Genomic DNA, 22,367 nt, shown 5'->3' with positions numbered 1-22,367 from the left:
AACAAGGTCATTTCTGCTTAGTAGTCCTTATTTTTGAAACGTTTAATACGCCTTATATCACTTCAGGACGTTTGCCGCTTTCAAAAGGAAAACGTTTACGGAAATCTGCGGCGATATCTTCAAATGGCATCCAAACTACGCCTTCGTGACTATTGATATAGTCAATTAAACGCTCCAGCATCATGAGCACTTGTGGACGTCCAGACACGTCAGGGTGAATGGTAAAAGGATAAACCGCATAGTCCATATTACGATAGACCCAATCGAATTGATCACGCCACATCTCTTCGATATCACGGGGATTGACGAAACCGTGACTGTTCGGCACATTTTTCATAAACATCATTGGCGGCAGGTCGTCCATATACCAGTTAGCGCCAATCTCGACCAGATCAATCTCATCACCATGGATCATAGGATGCATCCAGTCTTCTGCTTTTTTGGAATAATCGATCACGTTCCATTCATCACCAACGCGCGCATAGAACGGCTGGAAATCACGGTAGCCTTGACTATGATCGTATTTGAAATCATATTTGGCTAAGATCTCAGGGGTCGCCGCCGACATCTCCCACCATGGAGCTACATAACCACGTGGGCTTTGACCGGTGAGCTTGGTAATCAGCTCAACAGATTTCTCCATTATCGCCTCTTCTTGCGCGCGGGTCATGGCAATGGGGTTTTCATGTAAGTAGCCATGGGCGCCGACTTCGTGACCGTGATCAACGATCATTTTGGCGACATCGGGGAAGCTCTCGATACTATGACCGGGAATAAAAAATGAGGTACGCATATCGTACTTTTTGAACAATCTTAAGAGGCGCGGAACGCCGACCTCAGATGCCCATACCCCGCGCTGAATATCCGATGGGCTTTCGCCGCCGCCGTAGGAGCCGATTTGTCCTGCTACTGAATCAACGTCAGTTCCGAAACCACATATAATAGTTTTAGCCATGTTGTTCTCCTTTCCTTGTTATCAATAAGTGTTATCAACGAGTGTTATCATTATTAAATTGTATTAACGTGTATCAATGAGTGTTATAAGTTTTAATTAAGCTTTAGTAATAGCTCTTCCACAGTAAGCGCCGCCGCAAGGATATCGCTTTCACGACCACCCGGCATCGATAGCAAAATACTGGTCGGCAGCTGATTTTCATCCATGCCATTAGGTAAAGCGACACCGCACCAGTCCAAAAAGTTGCCAAAGCCCGGGTTGCGCAGCATCAATTGATTGGTGCGCTTGTATAAATCATCATCTTGCTCAAGGGGTTCAAGCTTAGGAGCGGTAATGGGGGTAGTCGGATACAGTACAATTTGATCCCCCAAAGCTTGGCGATTGGCGGCTATTAATCTAGCCCGAGTTCTTTGAATAACAATCAAGTCGCGAGCCGATAGATCTCCTGCATCGAGGATGCGCTCAAGCACCCTTTGATCCATTTCAGCCGCCTTGGCAGAATGTACCAAATCCCAATGTAGATCTAACGCTTCAGGACCTACTAGATAGCCGTGTTCCGCCGTAAGCGTATTAATCGCATCAAATTCGGTGCAGACGCCTCGGGTTACCGTCGCTCCAGCTTGTTCTAAAGCACGGACGCTGGCTTCGAAATTATCAATTACCGCTTCTTGAGCTTCATCGAAAACCACATTGGTAGGAATTAGGAATTTAAGGTTGTTGATAGATGTAGGCTTGGGCATCGTAAGCGTGCGCCCGTTTAGAATCTCGGCGGCACCAATGCAGCTTTTTACATCAGCGGCCAGCGGGCCGAAGGTATCTAGCGTCACTGATAAGGGATAGGTGCCGCCCTTGGGAAAGGCTACGCTCGAGCCTTTATAACCGACCACGCCATTCAAGGCGGCAGGGATACGGATAGAGCCGCCCGTATCACTACCGATAGCTAGTGGCACCAGTCCACGGGCAATGGCGACTCCGCAGCCGGAGGACGAGCCGCCCGGAATGCGGGCAGGGCCGTTTCCATAAGGGTTTTTGGGCGTACCATAATGTGGATTGAGACCGAGTCCTGAATAGGCAAACTCAGTCATATTAAGGCAGCCGATGGAGACTAAACCAGCTTGAGTAGCATAGGAAACGATATCAGCATCACGGCTAGCTGGGGCATTAGATTTAAGAACCGTTGATCCTGCGGTGGTCACCCGTCCTTCTATATCAAAGAGGTCTTTCCAAGCGATGGGCATCCCATCCCATGAGCTTAAAGGACGACCGGCGTGGCGGCGTTGTTTGGCAGCCTGTGCTTCTTTAAATGCCCGCTCTACCAGTAATTCGGTAAATATAGCTGGGTCCGAAGCTTTGATGCGAGCAAAGGTCTGTTCAACCAGCTCAACCGGACAAAGGCTACCATCATCAAGACCAGCTGCTATACCTAGTGCTGAAACTGCTTCTTTTGCACTATGCGCCATAACTCACTCCATGTTACTGATTTTACTCCATATTACTGATTTATTGGAGGTTGTATCCTTAACATAGGACAAAAACCAACTATAGTCAATTTAAGCTCTGTTGAAATTTATTATTAATTAGGCTCATCGTGAACACCTTTCGCTATCTTTATACCGCCCCAAGTTACCAATGCTACACCCAGAGCAATCAAAGAAGCACCGAGTATCAGACCCTCTGGTGGCGCTTCACCTTGTAAGAAAATAGCGACGGGAACGCCGACTACCGCCCCGACTGAGCCTAGTAAGCTAAGTAAAACGGGACCGCCGGTTTTTTGTAGCAAAAACAGCAATAGGAATTGACCGGCAAAGATAACCGCTTGCAGGGCGACTAAGGCAATGGGTAAAGCTGATGTTAAGGGGATCGCAAGCGAGTAATTCGGTAATAAGCTGAACATGCCGAGCAAAATGACCGCCGCTATTAACATCCCTGGTGCCAGCGCAGTAGGAGAGGCGTTCTCTGGCCATCGCAGAGTACGGTAGAGATTGCCAATAGCCAGCAAGATGGGGCCACACAGCGCGAGTATTATCCAAAATATACTAGAATCAGGTGCCGAAAACTTGCGTGCCGCTAGCACCCCTGCGCCCATGAGGGCGGCTATTACTCCCAAAGCCCGCAGGATCTGAAAACGTTCCATGCGCAAGAGTAAAGCGCCAACATAAGTCAATAATGGGGGCAGAGTAATAATGAGCGCCACAAATCCTGCACCAACACGAGGAATAGCTGAGAAGAATATTAGATTAGAACCAGCGACACTGACCAGTGCCGCCACTAAATAGTATTCAATGCTACGAATATTGAAAGGTGGAGGCTGATGACGCATAAGTCCAAAGACTAATAGAATAAGAGCAGCGCCTGCGATTGACCAAAATAAAAAAGCCAGCGGAGTTAAGCCTATCTCCCCAGCATATTTTGCTACATTAGTCGTGATACCTATCAAAAAGCCGCCCGCTAATAGACACATAACAGGCACTAACCAGCGGCTTTTTTGCTGAGACACAGACTGCTCTATAGGTTCACTCATGGACTATCCTAGGGGTTCAACAACGGCTAAACGGCTATTAGCATTTTATATCAGGATATAGCTTTAACCACTATTTCATTGTTGCTAAGATATTATCACTCAGAATTTTTATCGAATAATGCCTCAATAGGTTTAGTGTGAATAGTAGAGCTATTGAACAGTGATTTATTGCCCGTATCGCCTTCTGTCCAAAAGTTAATATTAAATTGAGCATCGTCGCTTAACTCTACCCGGTGCCAGTATTGCGGCGGGCTAACAGCAAATTCTCCTGCGTGAATGATTATAGTTTGCTCAGGTTCGGTAGCCGCTTCGTTAGCAAACCCATAAAAGGTGACTGTCCCCTGCATCACACAAATCTGGCCATATACTCCTTCAGCAGTATTGTGATGAGTCAATAAAGCTTTGGGTACTTTATCTTTAGTGAAAAAATGGGTAGAGCGTTTTATTTTCCAATGGCTGGGTATAACTGACTTATTCATAATAAACCTTCCTATTTAATTCAATTTAATTGAATGAATCATACCTCTCCTATCTTAATCCTCTAAAACTGCAATGTAAATGATAATCATTATTAATAAGGTGTATAAATAACGCTCAAAACTCATGATTTTCATAAATACTTGATGCTAGTCTTAATGATTGAATGTGAGTTCAATAGCTTTAAGTAGAAGGTTATAGGTACCTATAACTAAACAGTAGATGTGACTGAGCGGGCATAAAAGTTACAAAACTACTCCTTAGTCCTCATTAAGTAGTAGTTAAAGTGTAATGCATACTGCTTTCGCCTAATAGTTATCCCTTACTCTTATTGTTACATTACCCTCATCACAACTATAAAAATTGGTGATGGGAGTATTCATTATGCATGCAAAAGAATTACTGGAGTTTGAACGCCGTGATATAAGGGCGCTCCACTATACGTGGATCGCTTTTTTCTTAACCTTTTACGTGTGGTTCAATATGGCTCCGCTAGCAACCTCGATGCTAGCAACTGAGGATTATCTTACACCTGATCATATCAAGTTATTTTTAATAGCAAACGTTGCTTTAACCATTCCTGGGCGAGTGGTGGTGGGCATGGCCTTGGATCGCTTTGGGCCTCGGCGAGTGTTTTCGATATTGATGGTTATAATGGCGATACCGACTTGGTTTTTCGCTTTTGGTACGTCTGCCATGCAGTTCTTTGTGGCGCGGTTATTTATGTCTATCGTTGGTGCCGGTTTCGTCGTCGGTATTCATATGACAGCGCTGTGGTTTAAACCTAAAGACATTGGTTTCGCTGAAGGGTTTTATGCCGGTTGGGGTAACTTTGGTTCAGCAGCAGCAGCTATCACTATTCCAACCGTAGCTTTGCAATTCTTTGGTGGTGATGATGGTTGGCGTTGGGCTATTGCCTTATCCGGTATACTTATGGCCGCTTATGGTGTTGCTTATTGGTTCTTGATTACTGATGGTCCTACCGTAGATACGCACAAAAAAGCTCGCAAGGCGGGGGCTTTAGAAGTCTCAAGCTGGCGCGATCTTTGGTTATACTGTCTATTTATCATTCCTTTATACGGCATATTGGGGGTCTTGGTTTATCGGACTCAGAATATGGGCTTTTTGGGTGAAACAGCGGCTTGGGGATTTTATATTCTGATCGCTGTGGTAGTTGTTTATCAGATATACAAAGCTATTAGCGTCAATGCGCCTATGCTCAAAGCGGGTATTCCTGAGGATGATAAATATCCGTTCAAATCAGTAGCAGCTTTGAACGTTACTTATTTTGCTAACTTTGGCGCTGAGCTAGCGGTGGTCTCAATGCTACCAATGTTCTTTGCTGCCACTTGGAAACTTGATCCGACGGTAGCAGGACTGGTAGCTTCAACCTTTGCTTTTGTTAACTTATGGGCGCGTCCGCTAGGTGGCTATATCTCCGATAAGGTTGGTAACCGCCGCTTGGTTATGTTGATATATATGTTTGGTATCGGTATTGGCTTTGGACTTATGGGGCTGCTAAATGCTGAATGGCCTTTGTTTATCGCTGTTGTTTTCACCATACTTTGTTCGGTATTCGTGCAAGGGGCAGAGGGAGCGACCTTCGGTATTATTCCTTCAATTAAACGCCGTTTAACGGGTCAGATATCAGGTATGGCTGGCGCGTATGGTAACGTTGGTGCGGTATTCTACTTATTTATCTTCACCTTTGTAGAGCCTAACCAGTTCTTCTTTATCATTGCTATAGGCGCATTTGTTGCTTGGGTCATATGCTACTTCTGGCTACAAGAGCCTGAAGGTGCCTTTGATGATGAGTACAAAATGTCATCGGTGGATCGTCAAATTGCTGCGGATGAAGCTCGATAGTACTTTCAGTATGATTCTATGTTTAATACGAAAAACCACCTAACTTGTTAGGTGGTTTTTTATCATTTTAATTTAGCTGAGAATCACCGGTACATCTCTATAGCCGCCCAAGGGTGGTTGCTCACGTTCAAGCGGATGGTTGGGAGCGAGAGCGATATGGTTTATGTGAGCTAATAGCGCTTGGGTGGCTATTCTAAGTTGCCAAGTAGCCAGTAGTCGCCCAGGGCATACGTGTCTGCCTATACCATAAACGAGGTTATCAGCGGCGTGATCTTCAGGCGCAAAGCTGTTATCACCAAAGACGGTCTCATCTCGGTTAGCTGATGTCCAGTTTAGTTGCACGCGTGCGCCTTTAGGTAGTTGATGTTCACCAATAGTGACCGGACAGGTAGTAACACGTCGGTTTGATGGAAAAGGATCATCGATACGTAAGACCTCATCAATCATGGCTTCAAGATCCGTGTTAGAGGCACCGGCCCAGACGTTAATCTGTTCAGGGTGCTCAACAAGATAGGCTACAATAACCCCAACACATAAAGCGATAGATCCTAAATCACCACCCGTCCAGTTGCGTAAAATGGACACCAGTTCAGCTTCGCTAAGCTCTCTTCCGTCCACACGCTCACAGCACAACTGCGCAGTCACCGTATGCCCATCGATATCCTTAAGCGCATTATCTGTATTATCTGCGCTACGATAAGGTATTATAACCGAGCGAATAATTTCATTAAAATCTTGCGCGACTTGCGCCATTTTGGCATTGTCTTTTGAGCGAGTAGCGTTGTGATTGTCGGTTATCCACTGCAGGAGTACAGGTTCCAGACCAGCCGGCCAACCAAGCCAAGCACATTGAGCCCGTACTGCAAATACCGCACCGATATCGGTGACCGCATTGATTACAGTGTCTTTAGGTAAAGCGCTCATAATCTCTGAAGCGACATCTTTAAAAACAGGTAAATAGGGAGTAAGCGCTGATTGATTAAGGTAGCTATCTATGAGGGCGCGAAAACGGTCATGTTCAGCGCCATCAAGGCCATTAGGTATTTGTAAAAAACGCGATACTTGACTAGAAAAAGTGCTGTCATCTAGTGCAGCAGCCATAACATCCGCATGGCGTAAAAGTACCCACTCGCCAGCATCATTTTTTATCACTTCATGTTGTTGACGTAGCTTATCCGTCAGGGTACGTCGGTCATGGTTTGAATGACTATCTGGTTCGGGATTTGATGATAGATTGTTTTTTTGAGGATAAGAAAACATAGTTAACCCTTTAAAAATGACTAAACTATTTCGACAAATGATTCACCGTCCATACAGCAGCTTCCACCCGAGTACGTAGGCCAGTTTTATTGAGAATATGTTTAACGTGTACCTTGACAGTTGACTCAGCAATATCTAGCTTATTAGCAATCATTTTATTGCTAAGTCCTTCTGCTATCATCTGAATCACTTGCAGCTCTCTACTGGTTAGATTGCCTGCGATATCTTCAATACTGGGCTTACGCATAGTTTGTGCCAATATCGATGCTAGGTTAGGGCTAATGACCAGCTCGCCACGCAATACTTTTCGGATATCAAGAATAATCAGCTCAGGCTCCATATCTTTTAGCAGATAACCATCTACTCCTAATTTCAGCGCTTCTTGTACATCTTCACCACTATCAGAGACCGTGAACAACAGAGCTTTGACCTCAATACCTCTAGCTTTGATTTCTCGCAAGGTTTCAATACCAGTTAATACTGGCATTTTATGATCTAGTATTACCAAGTCGACTTCGTTATTTTCTAAAAAGTCTAAAGCCTCTTGTCCATTACTAACTTCACCCACTACTTTTACGTCATCCTCCAAGCTTAGTAGCTCTGCTATGCCACGGCGTAGCATGGGGTGGTCATCGACTAACAACAGCTTGGCAGGGGAGTTGGAGGTATAAACATTGGTACTCATAAGATACTCACAAATTAAAAAATCGTAAAAGCAAGGTATTCAAATAGTTAAAAACTTAAGACAGCTCGTCTGTAGTATTACTTCTGGTTTTTTCTATTAAATATTCGTTAAAGAAGTTAGGGGCGAATTTGACCGTAATAATGGTACCTGAGGGTTGGTTGCTACTTACCTTTAGAATACCCCCTAAATTATGCGCACGCTCTTTCATAATCATTAAACCATGGTGCTGGGTTTGATCGACTTCTCCGACTATACCGACCCCGTCATCTAACACTTTCATGACAATATAATTGCTTTCATCATCATAGCCTAAATCAATGGTTACGTTTTTGGCCATAGCATGACGACTGATGTTTGATAGTGCCTCTCTTATGATTTGGACCAGATGCACTTGTTCGGTTGCACTTAAATTGAGCGACATAATACTATTATTTATTTGGATATCAAAATGACCTCTGGTCGCAAATTCATCAGCGGCCTCACGTAATGCTTCATCGAAGTTATCACTATCTATAGTAAGACGGAAGGTGACGAGTAAATCTCTTAATTGCTGATAAGCGGAGCTGAGACCGAGCTTTATTTGATTAATACTCTGCAAAACATGATCATCGTTGGCGGCTTCAGAAGCGTTCTCTAAGCGTTTCTCTAATACGCTTACTTGAATCTTTAGATAAGACAGCGACTGAGCTAACGAATCGTGCAGCTCTCTTGCAATCGTTGAGCGCTCCTCTAACAAGATAATTTGATGCTCTTGTTGACGCTGCTTACGTAATGACAAAGCGGTACCGATAAGGTTGGTGAGCGCAGTAATCAGCTCACTATTTTCAGCATTTAGATAAGTAGAGTCCAGATCTACGGTCTGAATACGTTTAGAGGTTTTATCCTCTTTTTTATCTTTAGCATCAAGCTCTGTAGCAAGCTCGCTATTCATAAGCAAAATAGATTTAGGTCGAACTTTTAACTCTCCAAACTCAAGATTTTGGTGAGTAATGGGATAGGTTTCAGCATAAACGTTGTTTTTAATAAAACAGTTATCACAGCTAAGCTTGGAACACAGCTCTTTCATTTTGTCATCGTGTAGAGCGATGGCTTCCTTCCCATTTAAGATATCGTTTTGAATACATAAGGTGAAGTCTAAATGAGGAAATATATGCCCAAAGTCAGTAATCAATTGGTCGAGCTTATATAAAGTAACGGAGCTGGTGGTCAGCTGTTTGGAGAAGTCATAGAACAGTGACAACACTTCATTAGCTGTGGTTAAATGTTTGGTTTTTATCTGCATCTCACTTTTGAGTGAGCGCTGATGAGTCTCAATGGTACTGGCCATATTGTTAAAAGAATCGCCCAGCTTTTTGAACTCGGTATAGCCAGAGATAGACACTCTAGTATCGTGCTTGCCTTGCTTAAATAGACTATTGGCTTTAATAAGGCGCTGCACTGGCACCAGGACATTCTGGCGTAGCTTATACATGCCAATCAGCATAATGATAATGGTCAAGATTAACGATAGCACTTGTAGGAACTGTTGCCATATCTGCCGCTGCTCATTTCTAATCTGTAATTCATTGACAAAGTTATCGACGTTTCTGATGTAAGGTGGCGATGCATCATAAAAAGCTTCTTTATTTTGCGACAAAACAATAGGTTTGAGGGTGTTGAACCACTGCGACTCTATACGTTGCAACTGGTCATTGATGATTCTATGTTTGTTGGCATAAGCCATTTGATACTCACGTAAATTGGTGAGTCGGTTTTCCATATCAGTCACTAAGGCATCTACTTTGGCAGACCTGCTTTGATTGGGAATACCTGTACCTGCTGACTCACTTAAAGCCAATACCTCCTTTTCTAAAGTCTCATTCAAACGGTCTTGCTCAACAGCGATACTCAAATTCGATGGGCTGTCCGCAGTAAAGTCAGTAGCAATTTGAAAGTTAATACGATAGGTCGCCATCCGAATTGACCCTGCGGTATTGATAGCTTGTGCATCGGCTTCTGATACCCACGCCAATACCCCACCACCTAAAGCGGACATAAAGCACAATAAGGCAATGGTACAGATGGATACCCAAGCCTGAACGGGGAGAGACTGTCGTAATATACTATTCATAATGAATAAGTCTTTATCTATCAATAATATGTGTTTGTAAGAATATTGACTCTAAAACAAATAAAGATCTCGGCGCAACCGCAGTTTTAGTCAAGAACAGATAATCAATATACCTCTTTAAGCTATCAGTATACCACTATGTATGAATACTAATAATTGTAGTAACAAAGTAACGTGAGTTATTACCTTTCGTTAGTACATAGAAAGTTATGACTAACGAATAATCGCAGTAGTTCATTGATTGATAGCTATATGCACCCTTAAAGGCTACTGCGCACCGTGTTTTTATAAGCACTTAATGATATAAAAATGCTAAGTAAAATTGAGTATACATGATACTAAGTGAGGAACAGAATGAGCACTAATAATAGTTTGAAAGGTGGTAAGCTCATCACTGACTGGCGACCTGAAGATGAAAGGTTCTGGGAGGAGGGCGGTAAAAAGGTTGCGAGTCGTAACTTGTGGATATCTATCCCATCATTACTACTAGCGTTTTCAGTATGGATGGTGTGGAGCGCAGTCATTGTGCGCTTGCCTGAAATTGGTTTTAATTTCGATTCAGGACAGCTCTTTTGGTTGGCGGCTTTGCCCGGATTATCAGGGGCGACCTTACGAGTTTTCTACTCCTTTATGGTGCCGATCTTTGGTGGTAGGCGCTGGACAGCGATCTCAACGGCTTCGCTATTAATTCCATCGCTATGGATGGGCTTTGCCGTACAGAACCCTAATACGCCTTTTATGACATTCGCTATCATTGCGCTATTGTGTGGATTTGGTGGAGCGAACTTTGCCTCATCTATGGCTAATATCTCATTTTTCTATCCTAAAGAAAAACAAGGCTCAGCCCTTGGTCTTAATGCCGGTTTAGGTAACTTGGGCGTATCGGTAATGCAGTTTGTAGTGCCTATAGTTATTCTTTTTGCTGTATTCGGCTCACTAGGCGGCGACCCTCAAGTTACCAGCACAGGCGAAGTGTTTTACTTACAGAACGCCGGTTTTATTTGGGTACCTTTCATCATTCTATTCTCAGTTCTGGCTTGGTTTGGTATGAATGATTTGGCTAATGCCAAAGCCTCTTTTAAAGATCAATCGATTATCTTTAAGCGTAAACATAACTGGATTATGTGTATTCTTTATCTAGCAACATTCGGCTCTTTTATCGGTTATTCTGCGGCTTTCCCTATGCTCATCAAGAGCTCATTCCCTGAAATTGATGCGTTAAAGTTCGCCTTTCTAGGTCCGTTCGTAGGTGCAATTGTTCGTCCATTCGGTGGCTGGTTATCCGATAAAATAGGCGGCGCAAGAGTGACCTTCTGGAACTATATTGTCATGGTGCTAGCGGTAGTAGCAGTGATGTTCTTCTTGCCTAGCGAAACTCGTCCAGGCAGCTTTACAGGCTATTTCATCTCCTTTATGGTGCTGTTTATTACTACTGGTATTGGTAATGGCTCTACCTTCCGTATGATTCCGGTCATCTTTAGAACGCTACATGAAAAACTGGGTACCAAAAATTTATTGGTAGAAGCTCGTAAAGAAGCGGCAGCAGTCGTTGGCTTTACCTCAGCATTTGCCGCTTACGGTGCGTTCTTTATTCCTAAAATGTTTGGTTCAGGCTTGGGCGCTTATGGTACTTTTATTGTTCTGATAGTGTTCTATATCGTTTGTATAGCGCTAACATGGTGGTATTACAGCCGTAAAAATGCTCCTTACCCTTCTTAAATAGCTCTGTTTATTTTAGAAGCTATTATTCTAGAAGCTCTACCAAGCTATTCAAAAATCCTTTATGCCTTTTTAAAAGCTACTTACTTAGTTAAGTGGCTTTTTTTATTTATTACCAAGCGTCTTATGTATTTTAAATTAATCACAATTTTAAGTGGGTTTTAATAGTTAGGGCTTAGTTAGCGACTACCACCAAGGGAGTAGTTGGCTGCTCACGTTAGATAATAGTAAGGCTATGGGTAGTTAATTAGAATGATGATATCGAAATAATATTGACCGCTTATAAATATAGAGCCGTAAATTTGAACCCAGATATATTACCCCACTCTATGTAATCAGCGCCAAAACGATCACAGCTCATAACATAAGCCACAAAATAGAGGATAGCCTAATGAGTCATTTACTCGACCAATTCCGCTTTTTTAAACGTAAAAAAGGAGAGTTCTCCGATGGACATGGTGAGACCCGTGATGAGTCTCGTGCGTGGGAGAACGTCTATCGCAGCCGCTGGCAGTATGACAAGATTGTGCGCTCAACGCATGGGGTTAACTGTACCGGCTCTTGCTCATGGAAAATCTATGTCAAAAATGGCCTAGTTACCTGGGAAACTCAGCAAACTGACTATCCAGAAACCCGTCCGGACCTACCAAACCATGAGCCACGCGGCTGTCCACGTGGCGCCAGCTATAGCTGGTATATGTACTCAGCTAACCGGGTTAAATATCCAAAGGTACGTAAACCACTACTAAAATTGTGGCGTGAAGCCAAAGCCCAGCATCCAGATCCTGTTGATGCGTGGGAAAGTATCGTAGAAGACCCGATCAAAGCTGAACAGTATAAATCTAAGCGTGGACTTGGTGGCTTTATCCGCTCGACCTGGGCTGAAGTCAATGAAATCATTGCCGCTAGTAACGTTTATACTGCCAAGATTTATGGTCCTGATCGTATTATTGGCTTCTCACCTATTCCAGCGATGTCGATGGTGAGTTACGCAGCAGGTACGCGTTATTTATCGCTTATCGGCGGCTCTTGCCTGTCTTTTTATGATTGGTATTGTGACCTGCCACCAGCTTCTCCAATGACTTGGGGCGAGCAAACAGACGTACCTGAATCAGCCGATTGGTACAACTCTGACTATATCATCGCTTGGGGCTCTAACGTACCGCAAACCCGGACACCAGATGCGCATTTCTTTACCGAAGTTCGTTATAAAGGCACCAAAACGGTTTCTATAACTCCTGACTATGCTGAAATCTCTAAGCTAACTGACTTATGGCTCAACCCTAAACAAGGGACAGATGCGGCAGTTGCCCAAGCCTTTTGTCACGTCATTATCAAAGAGTTCTATCTTAAGCAGCCAAGCGACTATTTCTTAGATTATGCTAAGCGCTATACTGATCTACCTGTTCTAGTGATGCTAGAAGGCGAAGAGGGCGCACGTCGTCCGGGTCGTTATCTACGTGCCTCAGATTTAGTGGACAATTTAGGTGAAGAAAATAATCCTGAGTGGAAAACAATCGGTCTCAACAGTAATGGTGAGCTAGTATCGCCTTTAGGCTCGATTGGTTATCGTTGGGGCGAAAAAGGTAAATGGAACCTCGAGCAAAAAAGCGGAGCTACCGGTGAAGATATCGATCTAACCTTGACTCTAAAAGATAGCAACGAGACTTGCGTCGTTGGTTTTGATTACTTCGGGCATGTGGATCATCCGCACTTTACCTCAGTACCAGGTGAGCCTATCCAGCAAAAAACCGTACCTTGTAAAACTGTACAATTGGCCGATGGCTCAAGCGCTATAGTAGCAACGGTATTTGACTTAACCGTAGCTAACTTGGGCGTCGATAATGGCGTTGGCGGCGACCATGTCACCGACGATTATAATGACGCTACCGTGCCAGGTACGCCAGCATGGCAAGAAGTGATCACTGGTCTTAGCCGTGAGCGTGTTATCCAAGTGGCTCGTGAGTTCGCTGAAAACGCTCACAAGACCCACGGTAAATCGATGATTATCATCGGTGCCGGCATGAACCATTGGTATCACCTTGATATGAACTATCGCGGCGTTATCAACATGTTGATGCTTTGTGGTTGTGTCGGTAAATCAGGTGGTGGCTGGGCGCATTATGTTGGTCAAGAAAAACTACGCCCGCAAACCGGTTGGTTACCATTAGCGTTTGCTCTTGATTGGCATCGTCCGCCGCGTCATATGAACGGTACCAGCTTTTTCTATAACCACAGCTCACAGTGGCGTCATGAGACCATCTCGGCTCACGAGATATTGTCTCCTAATGCTAATAAAAAGTTCTTCCCTGAGCACATGCTCGATTACAACATCCAGGCCGAGCGTGCAGGCTGGTTACCTTCAGCGCCGCAGCTTAACCGTAACCCATTGACCATTGCCGCCCAAGCGCAGGCAAAAGGTAAAGGGATTGAAGATCACGTAGTGGACTCTTTAGAGGATGGTAGCTTACGTTTCGCTTGTGAGTCACCAGATAATCCTGTGAACTTCCCACGCAATATGTTCATCTGGCGCTCAAACCTTTTGGGTTCATCGGGTAAGGGTCATGAATATATGCTCCATTACTTCTTGGGCACTAGAAACGGTTTGCTCAACGAAGAGAACCCTACCGGTCATTTGCAGCCAAAAGAAGTCGATTGGGTTGAAAAAGGCCCAACAGGCAAACTTGATTTGGTAGTCGCCTTAGACTTCCGTATGTCATCTACCTGTTTATATTCTGACATCGTTTTACCTACCGCAACTTGGTATGAAAAAGATGATATGAATACCTCAGATATGCATCCGTTTATTCATCCATTGACGGCTGCTACAGATCCAGCTTGGGAATCTAAGACCGACTGGGAGATTTATAAAGGCATTGCCAAAAGCTTTTCTGAGTTAACCAAAGGGCACTTAGGGGTTGAGACTGATGTAGTAACCCTACCCATGCAGCATGATAGCCCTGGTGAGCTGGCACAGCCCTTTGGTGGTACGGACTGGAAAACAGCAGGTGAAAAACCAGTACCGGGTAAGAACTGCCCAATGATTAAAGTGGTTGAGCGTGACTATCCTAACACTTATAAAAAATTCACTTCTCTTGGACCTGCGTTAGAAAAACTAGGTAACGGCTCTAAAGGTTTGAATTGGGATATGAAAACTGAGGTTAAGCAATTGGGTGATCTTAATCACCGAGTTACTGAGCCCGGTATCTCTGAAGGTCGACCACAGATAAATACCGCTGTGCATGCGTCAGAGATGATTTTGATGTTAGCTCCTGAAACCAATGGTCATGTAGCGGTTAAAGGCTGGGCTGCTCTATCTGAATTTACCGGTCGTGATCACACGCATTTGGCAAAATCGAGCGAACACGAAAAAATTCGCTTTAAAGATATCGTCGCACAGCCGCGTAAGATCATCTCAAGCCCGACTTGGTCAGGTATTGAGTCCGACGAAGTGAGCTATAACGCTGGTTATACCAACGTTCATGAGCTGATTCCTTGGCGTACCATTACTGGCCGTCAGCAGTTTTATCAGGATCATCCATGGATGCAGGCGTTTGGCGAGCAAATGCAGCAGTATCGTCCACCAATCGATACTAAAACCACTGATATTATCAAAAACGCTAAGCCTAATGGTAATAAAGAGATTGTACTGAACTTTTTAACACCGCACCAAAAATGGGGTATTCATAGTACTTACTCTGAAAACCTAATGATGTTGACGCTTAGCCGTGGTGGTCCTTGTGTGTGGATGTCAGAAGTTGATGCTCAAAAAGCAGATATCGTCGACAACGACTGGATTGAGGTCTTTAATGCTAACGGTGCTATCACTGCTCGCGCTATCGTCAGTCAGCGGGTTAAAGAAGGCATGACCATGATGTATCACGCTCAAGAAAAATTGGTCAACGTACCAGGCTCTGAGCAAACCGGTATTCGCGGTGGTATTCATAACTCGGTCACTCGTACTATCTTGAAACCGACCCATATGATTGGTAGTTATGCGCAGCAGTCTTATGGCTTTAACTACTATGGAACCGTAGGCTGTAACCGTGATGAGTTCGTAGTGATTCGCAAAATGTCGAAGATCGACTGGTTAGAAGAAAAACCAGATGATTCACTACCGCGCCCATTACCAACAACCATTGATGGCTAATAGCACTTTTTAATATTAATGCTTTTTATACAAAAGCTTGGAGCACACCCATGAAAATTCGTTCACAAGTCGGCATGGTGCTTAACCTCGATAAATGTATCGGTTGTCACACCTGCTCAGTTACCTGTAAAAACGTTTGGACCACTCGCGAAGGAATGGAATACGCTTGGTTCAATAACGTTGAATCAAAGCCTGGTATCGGTTATCCCAAAGAATGGGAGAATCAAAATAAATGGAACGGCGGTTGGATACGTAATGCTAACGGCAGTATCAATCCGCGAATCGGTGGCAAATTCAGAGTGTTGGCAAATATCTTTGCCAACCCTGATCTACCAGAGATTGATGATTACTACGAACCGTTTGATTTTGATTATCAGCATCTGCATACCGCCCCGATTGGTAATTACTCACCCATCGCTCGTCCGCGCTCTGCCATCACTGGTAAGCGTATGCAAAAGATTGAATGGGGCCCTAACTGGGAAGAGATCTTAGGATCGGAGTTTGAAAAACGTCGTAAAGATAAGAACTTCGATAATATTCAAGCTGATATTTATGGACAGTATGAAAATACTTTCATGATGTATCTGCCGCGCCTTTGTGAGCATTGCTTGAACCCTACTTGCGTAGCAGCTTGTCCTAGCGGCGCAATCTATAAGCGTGAAGAAGACGGTATTGTACTGATTGACCAAGAGAAGTGTCGCGGCTGGCGCATGTGTATCTCCGGTTGCCCTTACAAAAAAATCTACTATAACTGGAAGTCGGGTAAGTCAGAAAAATGTATCTTCTGTTATCCCCGTATTGAAGCAGGATTGCCAACCGTTTGTTCAGAGACTTGCGTAGGCCGTATCCGCTATCTTGGCGTGTTGCTCTATGATGCGGACAAGATCTCAGCAGCGGCTAGCGTACCTAATGAGCAAGATTTGTATCAAGCACAGCTGGATGTGTTTTTAGATCCTAACGATCCGGCTGTTATTGCCCAAGCATTAAAAGATGGCGTACCGCAGTCCGTTATTGATTCAGCCCAGCGCTCACCGGTTTATAAGTTGGCGATGGATTGGAAATTGGCGCTACCGCTACACCCTGAGTATCGTACGCTGCCCATGGTTTGGTATGTACCGCCATTATCACCGATTCAAAACGCTGCTGAAGCAGGGCACGTCGGTATGGATGGTCTGATTCCGGACGTTGATAGCCTACGTATTCCGTTACGCTACTTAGCCAATATGCTCACCGCAGGTGATGAAGAGCCCGTACGTTTGGCCCTAAAACGTCTACTAGCGATGCGTAGCTACAAACGTATGCAATTGGTTGAAAAACAAGAAGTCCAAAGCATCTTGGATGACGTAGGTCTTACTAAACTACAAGTTGAAGAGATGTATCGTTATCTAGCCATTGCCAATTACGAGGACCGTTTTGTTATCCCAACGGCGCACCGTGAAGAAGCATTAAGTGATGCTTTTGCTGAGCGTAATGGCTGCGGCTTTACCTTTGGTGAAGGCTGTTCAGGACATTCTGATAACAGTATGTTTGGACAACGCAAAACCAACCGCCGTGATTTCATTGATACCGTACAAAAGTGGGAGTCATAAGATGCAAACTACTCAATTACATAATCCTGCGCTTAATACCAGCTCAGTTGATGAGCCTACGATGCCACCTAATATTGGTGAGTCTGATCTTAAGCTACTCAAGGTAATAAGCTTACTTATAGACTATCCGAGCAGTGAGCTTTTTGTAGGTGACAATCTGGCTGATTGTACTGAGATCGTAGCAACCTCGACACTAATTAGCCCAGAAGTTCGCACTCAAATAATTGATTTGATTGAAGACTTGATTGACACCGGATCTCTTGAGGCGCAAGCGCGTTACGACGGCTTGTTCGAACGAGGACGCTCTTTATCGCTTTGGTTGTTTGAGCACGTCCATGGGGAGTCGCGTGATCGCGGTCAAGCTATGGTTGATCTTATGAACCAATATGAAGAGGCAGGCTTTGAGATCGGGGTTAAAGAGTTACCAGACTTCTTGCCTTTATATCTAGAGTTCTTAGCTTATCAAGCTACTGTTATTAATGATGATATTCAGATTCGAATGGATATTGCTGATGTCAGTCATATTATTGCGCTGCTTGCTGCCAGACTAGATGATCGTGGCAGTATTTATCAAGGCTGCTTCAATGCGCTCTTGCAAATTGCAGGCAAGCCACTTGATATGATCGAAGAATATAAAGAAAAGATTAGTAAAGAGAAGCGTGATGATACTTTTGAAGCTATAGATAAGGAGTGGGAAGAAGAAGTTGTTGACTTCCTAGATGCCCAGCAAGAGGAGCGTTGCTCTTCACAAACCAGTACTCTTAATCTTGCAGCCAAAGCAGGGGTCAAAACCTCACCTGCAAAAGTCGTTGACGCTCCCGTACATTGGGTGGATTTTAAACAAAAACAGCCAGTCAACCATTCATAAGGAGAAAAGACATGAATATTGCAGGCCCTAGTTTAGAGGCTCTAGCCAGCCTAAATTGGCTACAGATATTCCTTTTTGGTGTTTATCCTTATATTGCTTTGGCCATCGCGATCGTTGGTACTTGGGTGCGTTTTGACTTATCGCAGTATTCGTGGAAAACGGGCTCTTCACAGATGCTCAGAACCAAGAATATGCGCTGGGCGAGTAACTTATTTCACGTAGGTATTATTGTCGTGCTACTAGGTCATTTGTTTGGACTATTAACACCGCATTTCGTTTATGAAACTTTTATTAGTGCTGGACGAAAGCAGGTATTAGCGGTAGTGGTCGGTGGTATTGCCGGGGTGTTCTGCTGGATTGGGATGGTTATGCTGTTATGGAGACGCTTCACTGATGATCGTATCTCCAATACCTCAAACTTTTCGGACAAGCTGGTATTAGTACTACTGTTCATTCAGCTTAATTTAGGCTTGATGACTATCTTTACCTCAGCACAGCATTTAGATGGTCTGACGATGATGAACTACGCCGGTTGGGCCCAGGACATTACGGTGTTAAGACCTATCCAAGCCGCTGCCCGTATTGAACAGGCCGATCTAATTTATCAAATCCATATGGCATTAGGTATTACCTTGATTATGATCTTCCCGTTTACGCGCTTGATCCATATCATCAGTGCTCCAGTATGGTACTTAGGGCGTCGTTATCAGATCGTAAGACAGAAGAAGTCTCAATAGAAATAAAGGCAATAGAAACCGTCACAATAGTGATACAGCATTGGCGATTTAACAGCGATATCATAAGGTTCATTTTAAATGAATCTTATGAGAATCGTTTAATCACTAACTAACCAATACTCAGTTCACTAAGGAAACATAATGGCTTCACCAAAAACTATAGAGATTGTAACTGCAACCGTTCCTGTGCTTGAAGAGCATGGGACTGCCATTACTACCGTCTTTTATCAAAATATGTTTAATGAGCATCCAGAATTGCTCGACATCTTTAACGAAACTAACCAAAAACTAGGTCGTCAACAAACCGCACTAGCCACTACGGTTCTAGCCGCCGCCAAGCATCTTGAAAATTTAGAAGCTTTATTGCCACAAGTAACCCAAATCAGTCATAAGCATCGCGCCTTACAAATCCTGCCTGAGCATTATCCTATCGTTGGTAAGCATCTACTGGGCGCTATCAAAGAAGTACTAGGGGAGGCGGCCAACGATGATATTATCGATGCTTGGACTCAGGCTTATGATGAGATTGCCGACGTTTTTATTCAGCTAGAAGCAGATATGTATGAGCAGGCGATGTGGGAAGGTTTTGTACCTTTTGAAGTGGTGGCAAAGACTGCCGCTGCACAAGATATTGCTGCTTTTACCGTAGTTCCTATAAATGACGAGTCAGTGGATAAAAGCCAACATATAGATTTAGAGCAATTGAATTTAACGGCTGGTCAATATATCACGGTCAAAACCGACCCTGAAGATAGCGATCATTTAGCGCTGCGTCATTATTCTTTGTACTCGACTAATACGGATAAAGGCATTCAGTTTGCGGTAAGACGTGATAACCGAAATGGCCATTATGGTTTAGTGTCTAACTACCTGCATGATGAGGTTAAAGTTGGCGATACTATTTTATTATCCGCTCCTGCGGGCGACTTTGCCTTAAATGAAGATTTAGTCACCCAAAATGAAATGCCATTGGTATTGATCAGTGCTGGTGTCGGGGTCACGCCTATTTTGTCCATGTTAGAAAAGCAAGTTACCCTTAATCCTCAAAGACCTATTATTTGGATTTATGCTTGCCAAAATGAGCAGCATCATGCCTTTAAGAGCCAAGTCAATGAGCTTTTAGAGTCAGCGGCAACGGTAGAAAAACATATCTTTTATTTTGAAGACCATCAAATATTAGATGAGACTTATCTTGCCACTTTGCCTAAGCCTGCCGATATTTATGTTTGTGGCTCTATGCCGTTTATGGAAAGCATGATTGACGGATTGATAGATCTGGAGCATGGGGCTGACAGCGTTCATTACGAACCTTTTGGGCCTAAAATGAGCTTGTAACCTACTTAAGTTGCTTAAGTTGTCCTTTATAAGTAACTTTAGTAGCAAACTTAAACTTTTATATTACTTTTTATATTATTTTACGATATGAATCATTAGTGGAGTACCAACTATGACTGTCAATACTTATAACCCAGCTGACCATGCTACTCATAATAACCTCAGTAATGACGTTAATAATGATATTCATGCCACTAATGCTTCTGCTGAAGCTGAGAGCAACGAAGAGATTATTCGAATCATGCCCACGGCTGCTGATCTCAAAAAGCCGCATTCGGATAAAGAGTTCATCGATATGGCGATGCAGGAAGAGCGTAGCAATCATAGTAATCTGATCGCTTCAAGCCGTGATGAGCTGCCTTCGGTTACGGTCAATGGAGTGATGATCGATAGAACCGCTATCGCTCAAGAATTACAGTATCATCCTGCCGAAACCAAAGAGGATGCTTTGTTTCTAGCGACTCAAGCTTTGGTGGTGAGAGAGCTACTAAAGCTGGCGGTATTGAATGAGCCTAGCCTTGGAGAGTCAGCTTGGGAAGCTGATGAAGAGCAAGCAATATCGGCCTTAATCGATAAAAACGTACAGGCCGCTACTCCTGATATGGCAACCTGTGAGCGTTACTATCAGCAAAATATGAGTGATTTTAAGAGTGATCCTATCATGTCAGTACGCCATATCCTATTGGCCTGCTTACCTGAAGATGGCGATGAGCGCTTAAAGCTGAAAAAAACCGCTTATGAGCTTATTGAACAGATTAACAATGATAAAAATCCTGATGCCGCATTTATCGAATTGGCCCGTCAATATTCTGCCTGTCCTTCAAAAGAGCAGGGCGGCGAATTAGGAGTTATCGATAAAGGGCAGACGGTTCCTGAGTTTGAAAATACTTTATTTAAGTTAGATGAAGGTCTGGCGCCTAGTCCTATTGAGAGCAGATATGGCTTTCATATTGTCGAGGTGTTAGATAAACAGCCTGGTATCCAAATGACTTATGAGCAGGTAAGTCCAGCGATACATAACAAGCTTAGTCAACAAGCCTTCCATCAATCTTTGTGTGATTACCTGTTCACCTTAGAGCACGAAGCTGATATAGAAGGTATTGAGATGATGCTTGAGCAAGAGAATGTATTCCGAGGGTAATACTTATCATACAAGCTTGTTATGATAAAAGCTTATGACCGGCTCTTAAGTGCTTTTTGAAAGGTGTTTTGAAAGGATATTTTGCAAGTTCACTTTTGAGCCGAACCTTGGATAAACTATCAATAATTATAACAAAGACCTATACGGTCAATCATAATAAGAGGTGTTATATGAGCCAATCTCAAATCAGTAATAGTGCACGCCAAGCTTTGACCGATACGATTATTACGGCAAAAGCTGAAAAAAACCTATCGTTTGAGCAGATAGCAGCAGGAACAGGATTAAGTGATGTCTTCGTTACCGCAGCTTTGTTAGGTCAGCATCCACTGCCCGCTGAAGCTGCGCAAAAAGTAGGCGAAACCTTGGGTTTGGATGAAAGCGAAGTTAAGTTACTTCAATCTATTCCACTGCGTGGTAGTGTGGAGGATAATATGCCTACAGACCCAACCATCTATCGCTTTTATGAAGTGATGCAAGTATACGGCACCACGCTAAAAGCATTAGTACATGAGCAATTCGGCGATGGTATCATGAGCGCTATCAACTTTAAAATGGATCTAAAAAAAGTAGAAGACCCAGAAGGTGGTGACCGTGTGGTTATTACCCTAGATGGTAAGTTCCTACCTTATAAACCTTTTTAAGTAAATTTTGCAATAGTGACAATATAAAAGTCGACGTTCTACGTCGACTTTTTTTATGGTAATAAAAAGAAAAATAGTTAAATAAGAGCTCAAAATTTGAAAATAATTCATTATTTTAGCTTTAAAAAATAAACATTCATAATAAATGAATGTTATAATAAAATCGCTTTTGAAATAAGCAGGTTCTAGACTTTGAGAGAAAGCCATTTTTAACTTAAAAATAATTTCTATGGCAAATTATTGATAATGATTTATGCGATAAGCCGTTTTTGTTACTGATCATTATTGATGTAAAGTTTTAATATTTAGAGCA

At 43.4% G+C, this 22,367-nt stretch carries 16 protein-coding genes; 9 read left to right on the top strand and 7 right to left on the bottom strand.

Translation table 11 applies throughout. From position 1 onward, the window contains the following. Positions 1-52: 52 nt before the first annotated feature. The 4 genes from JMX18_RS06685 to JMX18_RS06670 form a co-directional block, all read right to left on the bottom strand. A complete protein-coding gene (locus tag JMX18_RS06685; protein ID WP_201586059.1) occupies positions 53-955 on the bottom strand; it encodes a polysaccharide deacetylase family protein in 903 nt (300 codons plus the stop codon). Between the two features lie 92 nt (positions 956-1,047). After that, a complete protein-coding gene (locus tag JMX18_RS06680) occupies positions 1,048-2,415 on the bottom strand; it encodes an amidase family protein (RefSeq protein WP_201586057.1) in 1,368 nt (455 codons plus the stop codon). A gap of 113 nt (positions 2,416-2,528) precedes the next feature. Then, the gene (locus tag JMX18_RS06675) at positions 2,529-3,476 is read right to left on the bottom strand and encodes a DMT family transporter (protein WP_201586055.1); all 948 of its coding nucleotides are present in this window, start codon (positions 3,474-3,476) and stop codon (positions 2,529-2,531) included. 95 nt (positions 3,477-3,571) lie between these two features. After that, complete coding sequence (locus JMX18_RS06670; protein WP_201586053.1) at positions 3,572-3,955, bottom strand: DUF1971 domain-containing protein; 384 nt, start codon at positions 3,953-3,955, stop codon at positions 3,572-3,574. 382 nt (positions 3,956-4,337) lie between these two features. Here JMX18_RS06670 and JMX18_RS06665 point away from each other — a divergent pair, with 382 nt between their 5' ends. Beyond that, positions 4,338-5,819 (top strand): MFS transporter, encoded by a 1,482-nt coding sequence (locus JMX18_RS06665; protein ID WP_201586051.1) that lies wholly within the window; start codon positions 4,338-4,340, stop codon positions 5,817-5,819. A 72-nt stretch (positions 5,820-5,891) separates the two neighbouring features. Here the strand turns inward: JMX18_RS06665 and JMX18_RS06660 are convergent, their stop codons facing one another. Genes JMX18_RS06660 through JMX18_RS06650 form a run of 3 tightly spaced genes read right to left on the bottom strand, consistent with a single transcriptional unit; the run spans position 5,892 to position 9,874 of the window. Beyond that, complete coding sequence (locus JMX18_RS06660) at positions 5,892-7,079, bottom strand: cytochrome P450 (RefSeq protein WP_201586049.1); 1,188 nt, start codon at positions 7,077-7,079, stop codon at positions 5,892-5,894. 25 nt (positions 7,080-7,104) lie between these two features. Beyond that, the gene (gene narL, locus JMX18_RS06655) at positions 7,105-7,764 is read right to left on the bottom strand and encodes a two-component system response regulator NarL (protein WP_201586047.1); all 660 of its coding nucleotides are present in this window, start codon (positions 7,762-7,764) and stop codon (positions 7,105-7,107) included. 55 nt (positions 7,765-7,819) lie between these two features. Then, a complete protein-coding gene (locus tag JMX18_RS06650) occupies positions 7,820-9,874 on the bottom strand; it encodes a histidine kinase (RefSeq protein ID WP_201586040.1) in 2,055 nt (684 codons plus the stop codon). 354 nt (positions 9,875-10,228) lie between these two features. Between JMX18_RS06650 and JMX18_RS06645 the strand changes: the two genes are divergently transcribed. The 8 genes from JMX18_RS06645 to cynS all read left to right on the top strand — a co-directional run bounded on the left by JMX18_RS06645 (position 10,229) and on the right by cynS (position 22,054). Continuing rightward, a complete protein-coding gene (locus JMX18_RS06645) occupies positions 10,229-11,593 on the top strand; it encodes a NarK family nitrate/nitrite MFS transporter (RefSeq protein ID WP_201586032.1) in 1,365 nt (454 codons plus the stop codon). 391 nt (positions 11,594-11,984) lie between these two features. Further along, entirely contained in the window at positions 11,985-15,743 is a 3,759-nt protein-coding gene (locus tag JMX18_RS06640; protein WP_201586030.1) for a nitrate reductase subunit alpha, read from the top strand. A 50-nt stretch (positions 15,744-15,793) separates the two neighbouring features. Beyond that, positions 15,794-17,332, top strand: a complete 1,539-nt coding sequence (gene narH, locus JMX18_RS06635) for a nitrate reductase subunit beta (protein ID WP_201586028.1) — start codon at positions 15,794-15,796, stop codon at positions 17,330-17,332. Between the two features lie 61 nt (positions 17,333-17,393). Further along, positions 17,394-18,200, top strand: coding sequence for a nitrate reductase molybdenum cofactor assembly chaperone (narJ, locus tag JMX18_RS06630; protein ID WP_227674694.1), 807 nt, complete (start codon positions 17,394-17,396; stop codon positions 18,198-18,200). Between the two features lie 11 nt (positions 18,201-18,211). Then, positions 18,212-18,937: a respiratory nitrate reductase subunit gamma gene (gene narI, locus JMX18_RS06625; protein WP_201586018.1), complete on the top strand. Its 726-nt coding sequence runs from the start codon at positions 18,212-18,214 to the stop codon at positions 18,935-18,937. 141 nt (positions 18,938-19,078) lie between these two features. After that, the gene (locus JMX18_RS06620) at positions 19,079-20,272 is read left to right on the top strand and encodes a globin domain-containing protein (RefSeq protein WP_201586009.1); all 1,194 of its coding nucleotides are present in this window, start codon (positions 19,079-19,081) and stop codon (positions 20,270-20,272) included. A 112-nt stretch (positions 20,273-20,384) separates the two neighbouring features. Continuing rightward, positions 20,385-21,413, top strand: a complete 1,029-nt coding sequence (locus JMX18_RS06615) for a peptidylprolyl isomerase (RefSeq protein ID WP_201586007.1) — start codon at positions 20,385-20,387, stop codon at positions 21,411-21,413. Positions 21,414-21,583: 170 nt separating this feature from the next. Beyond that, positions 21,584-22,054 carry a cyanase gene (gene cynS / locus JMX18_RS06610; RefSeq protein ID WP_201586004.1) on the top strand — a complete coding sequence of 157 codons (471 nt, stop codon included), beginning with the start codon at positions 21,584-21,586 and terminating at the stop codon, positions 22,052-22,054. The last annotated feature ends 313 nt before the right edge of the window (positions 22,055-22,367 follow it).

Source organism: Psychrobacter jeotgali (assembly GCF_904846315.1).
GTDB classification, from domain to species: domain Bacteria; phylum Pseudomonadota; class Gammaproteobacteria; order Pseudomonadales; family Moraxellaceae; genus Psychrobacter; species Psychrobacter jeotgali.
This window is presented reverse-complemented; position numbering and strand designations above follow the sequence as displayed.

Bases quoted from the DNA above. Each gene is read 5' to 3' on its own strand.
- JMX18_RS06685 (WP_201586059.1), bottom strand. From the start codon at position 955: ATGGCTAAAACTATTATATGTGGTTTCGGAACTGACGTTGATTCAGTA.
- JMX18_RS06680 (WP_201586057.1), bottom strand. From the start codon at position 2,415: ATGGCGCATAGTGCAAAAGAAGCAGTTTCAGCACTAGGTATAGCAGCT.
- JMX18_RS06675 (WP_201586055.1), bottom strand. From the start codon at position 3,476: ATGAGTGAACCTATAGAGCAGTCTGTGTCTCAGCAAAAAAGCCGCTGG.
- JMX18_RS06670 (WP_201586053.1), bottom strand. From the start codon at position 3,955: ATGAATAAGTCAGTTATACCCAGCCATTGGAAAATAAAACGCTCTACC.
- JMX18_RS06665 (WP_201586051.1), top strand. From the start codon at position 4,338: ATGCATGCAAAAGAATTACTGGAGTTTGAACGCCGTGATATAAGGGCG.
- JMX18_RS06660 (WP_201586049.1), bottom strand. From the start codon at position 7,079: ATGTTTTCTTATCCTCAAAAAAACAATCTATCATCAAATCCCGAACCA.
- narL (WP_201586047.1), bottom strand. From the start codon at position 7,764: ATGAGTACCAATGTTTATACCTCCAACTCCCCTGCCAAGCTGTTGTTA.
- JMX18_RS06650 (WP_201586040.1), bottom strand. From the start codon at position 9,874: ATGAATAGTATATTACGACAGTCTCTCCCCGTTCAGGCTTGGGTATCC.
- JMX18_RS06645 (WP_201586032.1), top strand. From the start codon at position 10,229: ATGAGCACTAATAATAGTTTGAAAGGTGGTAAGCTCATCACTGACTGG.
- JMX18_RS06640 (WP_201586030.1), top strand. From the start codon at position 11,985: ATGAGTCATTTACTCGACCAATTCCGCTTTTTTAAACGTAAAAAAGGA.
- narH (WP_201586028.1), top strand. From the start codon at position 15,794: ATGAAAATTCGTTCACAAGTCGGCATGGTGCTTAACCTCGATAAATGT.
- narJ (WP_227674694.1), top strand. From the start codon at position 17,394: ATGCCACCTAATATTGGTGAGTCTGATCTTAAGCTACTCAAGGTAATA.
- narI (WP_201586018.1), top strand. From the start codon at position 18,212: ATGAATATTGCAGGCCCTAGTTTAGAGGCTCTAGCCAGCCTAAATTGG.
- JMX18_RS06620 (WP_201586009.1), top strand. From the start codon at position 19,079: ATGGCTTCACCAAAAACTATAGAGATTGTAACTGCAACCGTTCCTGTG.
- JMX18_RS06615 (WP_201586007.1), top strand. From the start codon at position 20,385: ATGACTGTCAATACTTATAACCCAGCTGACCATGCTACTCATAATAAC.
- cynS (WP_201586004.1), top strand. From the start codon at position 21,584: ATGAGCCAATCTCAAATCAGTAATAGTGCACGCCAAGCTTTGACCGAT.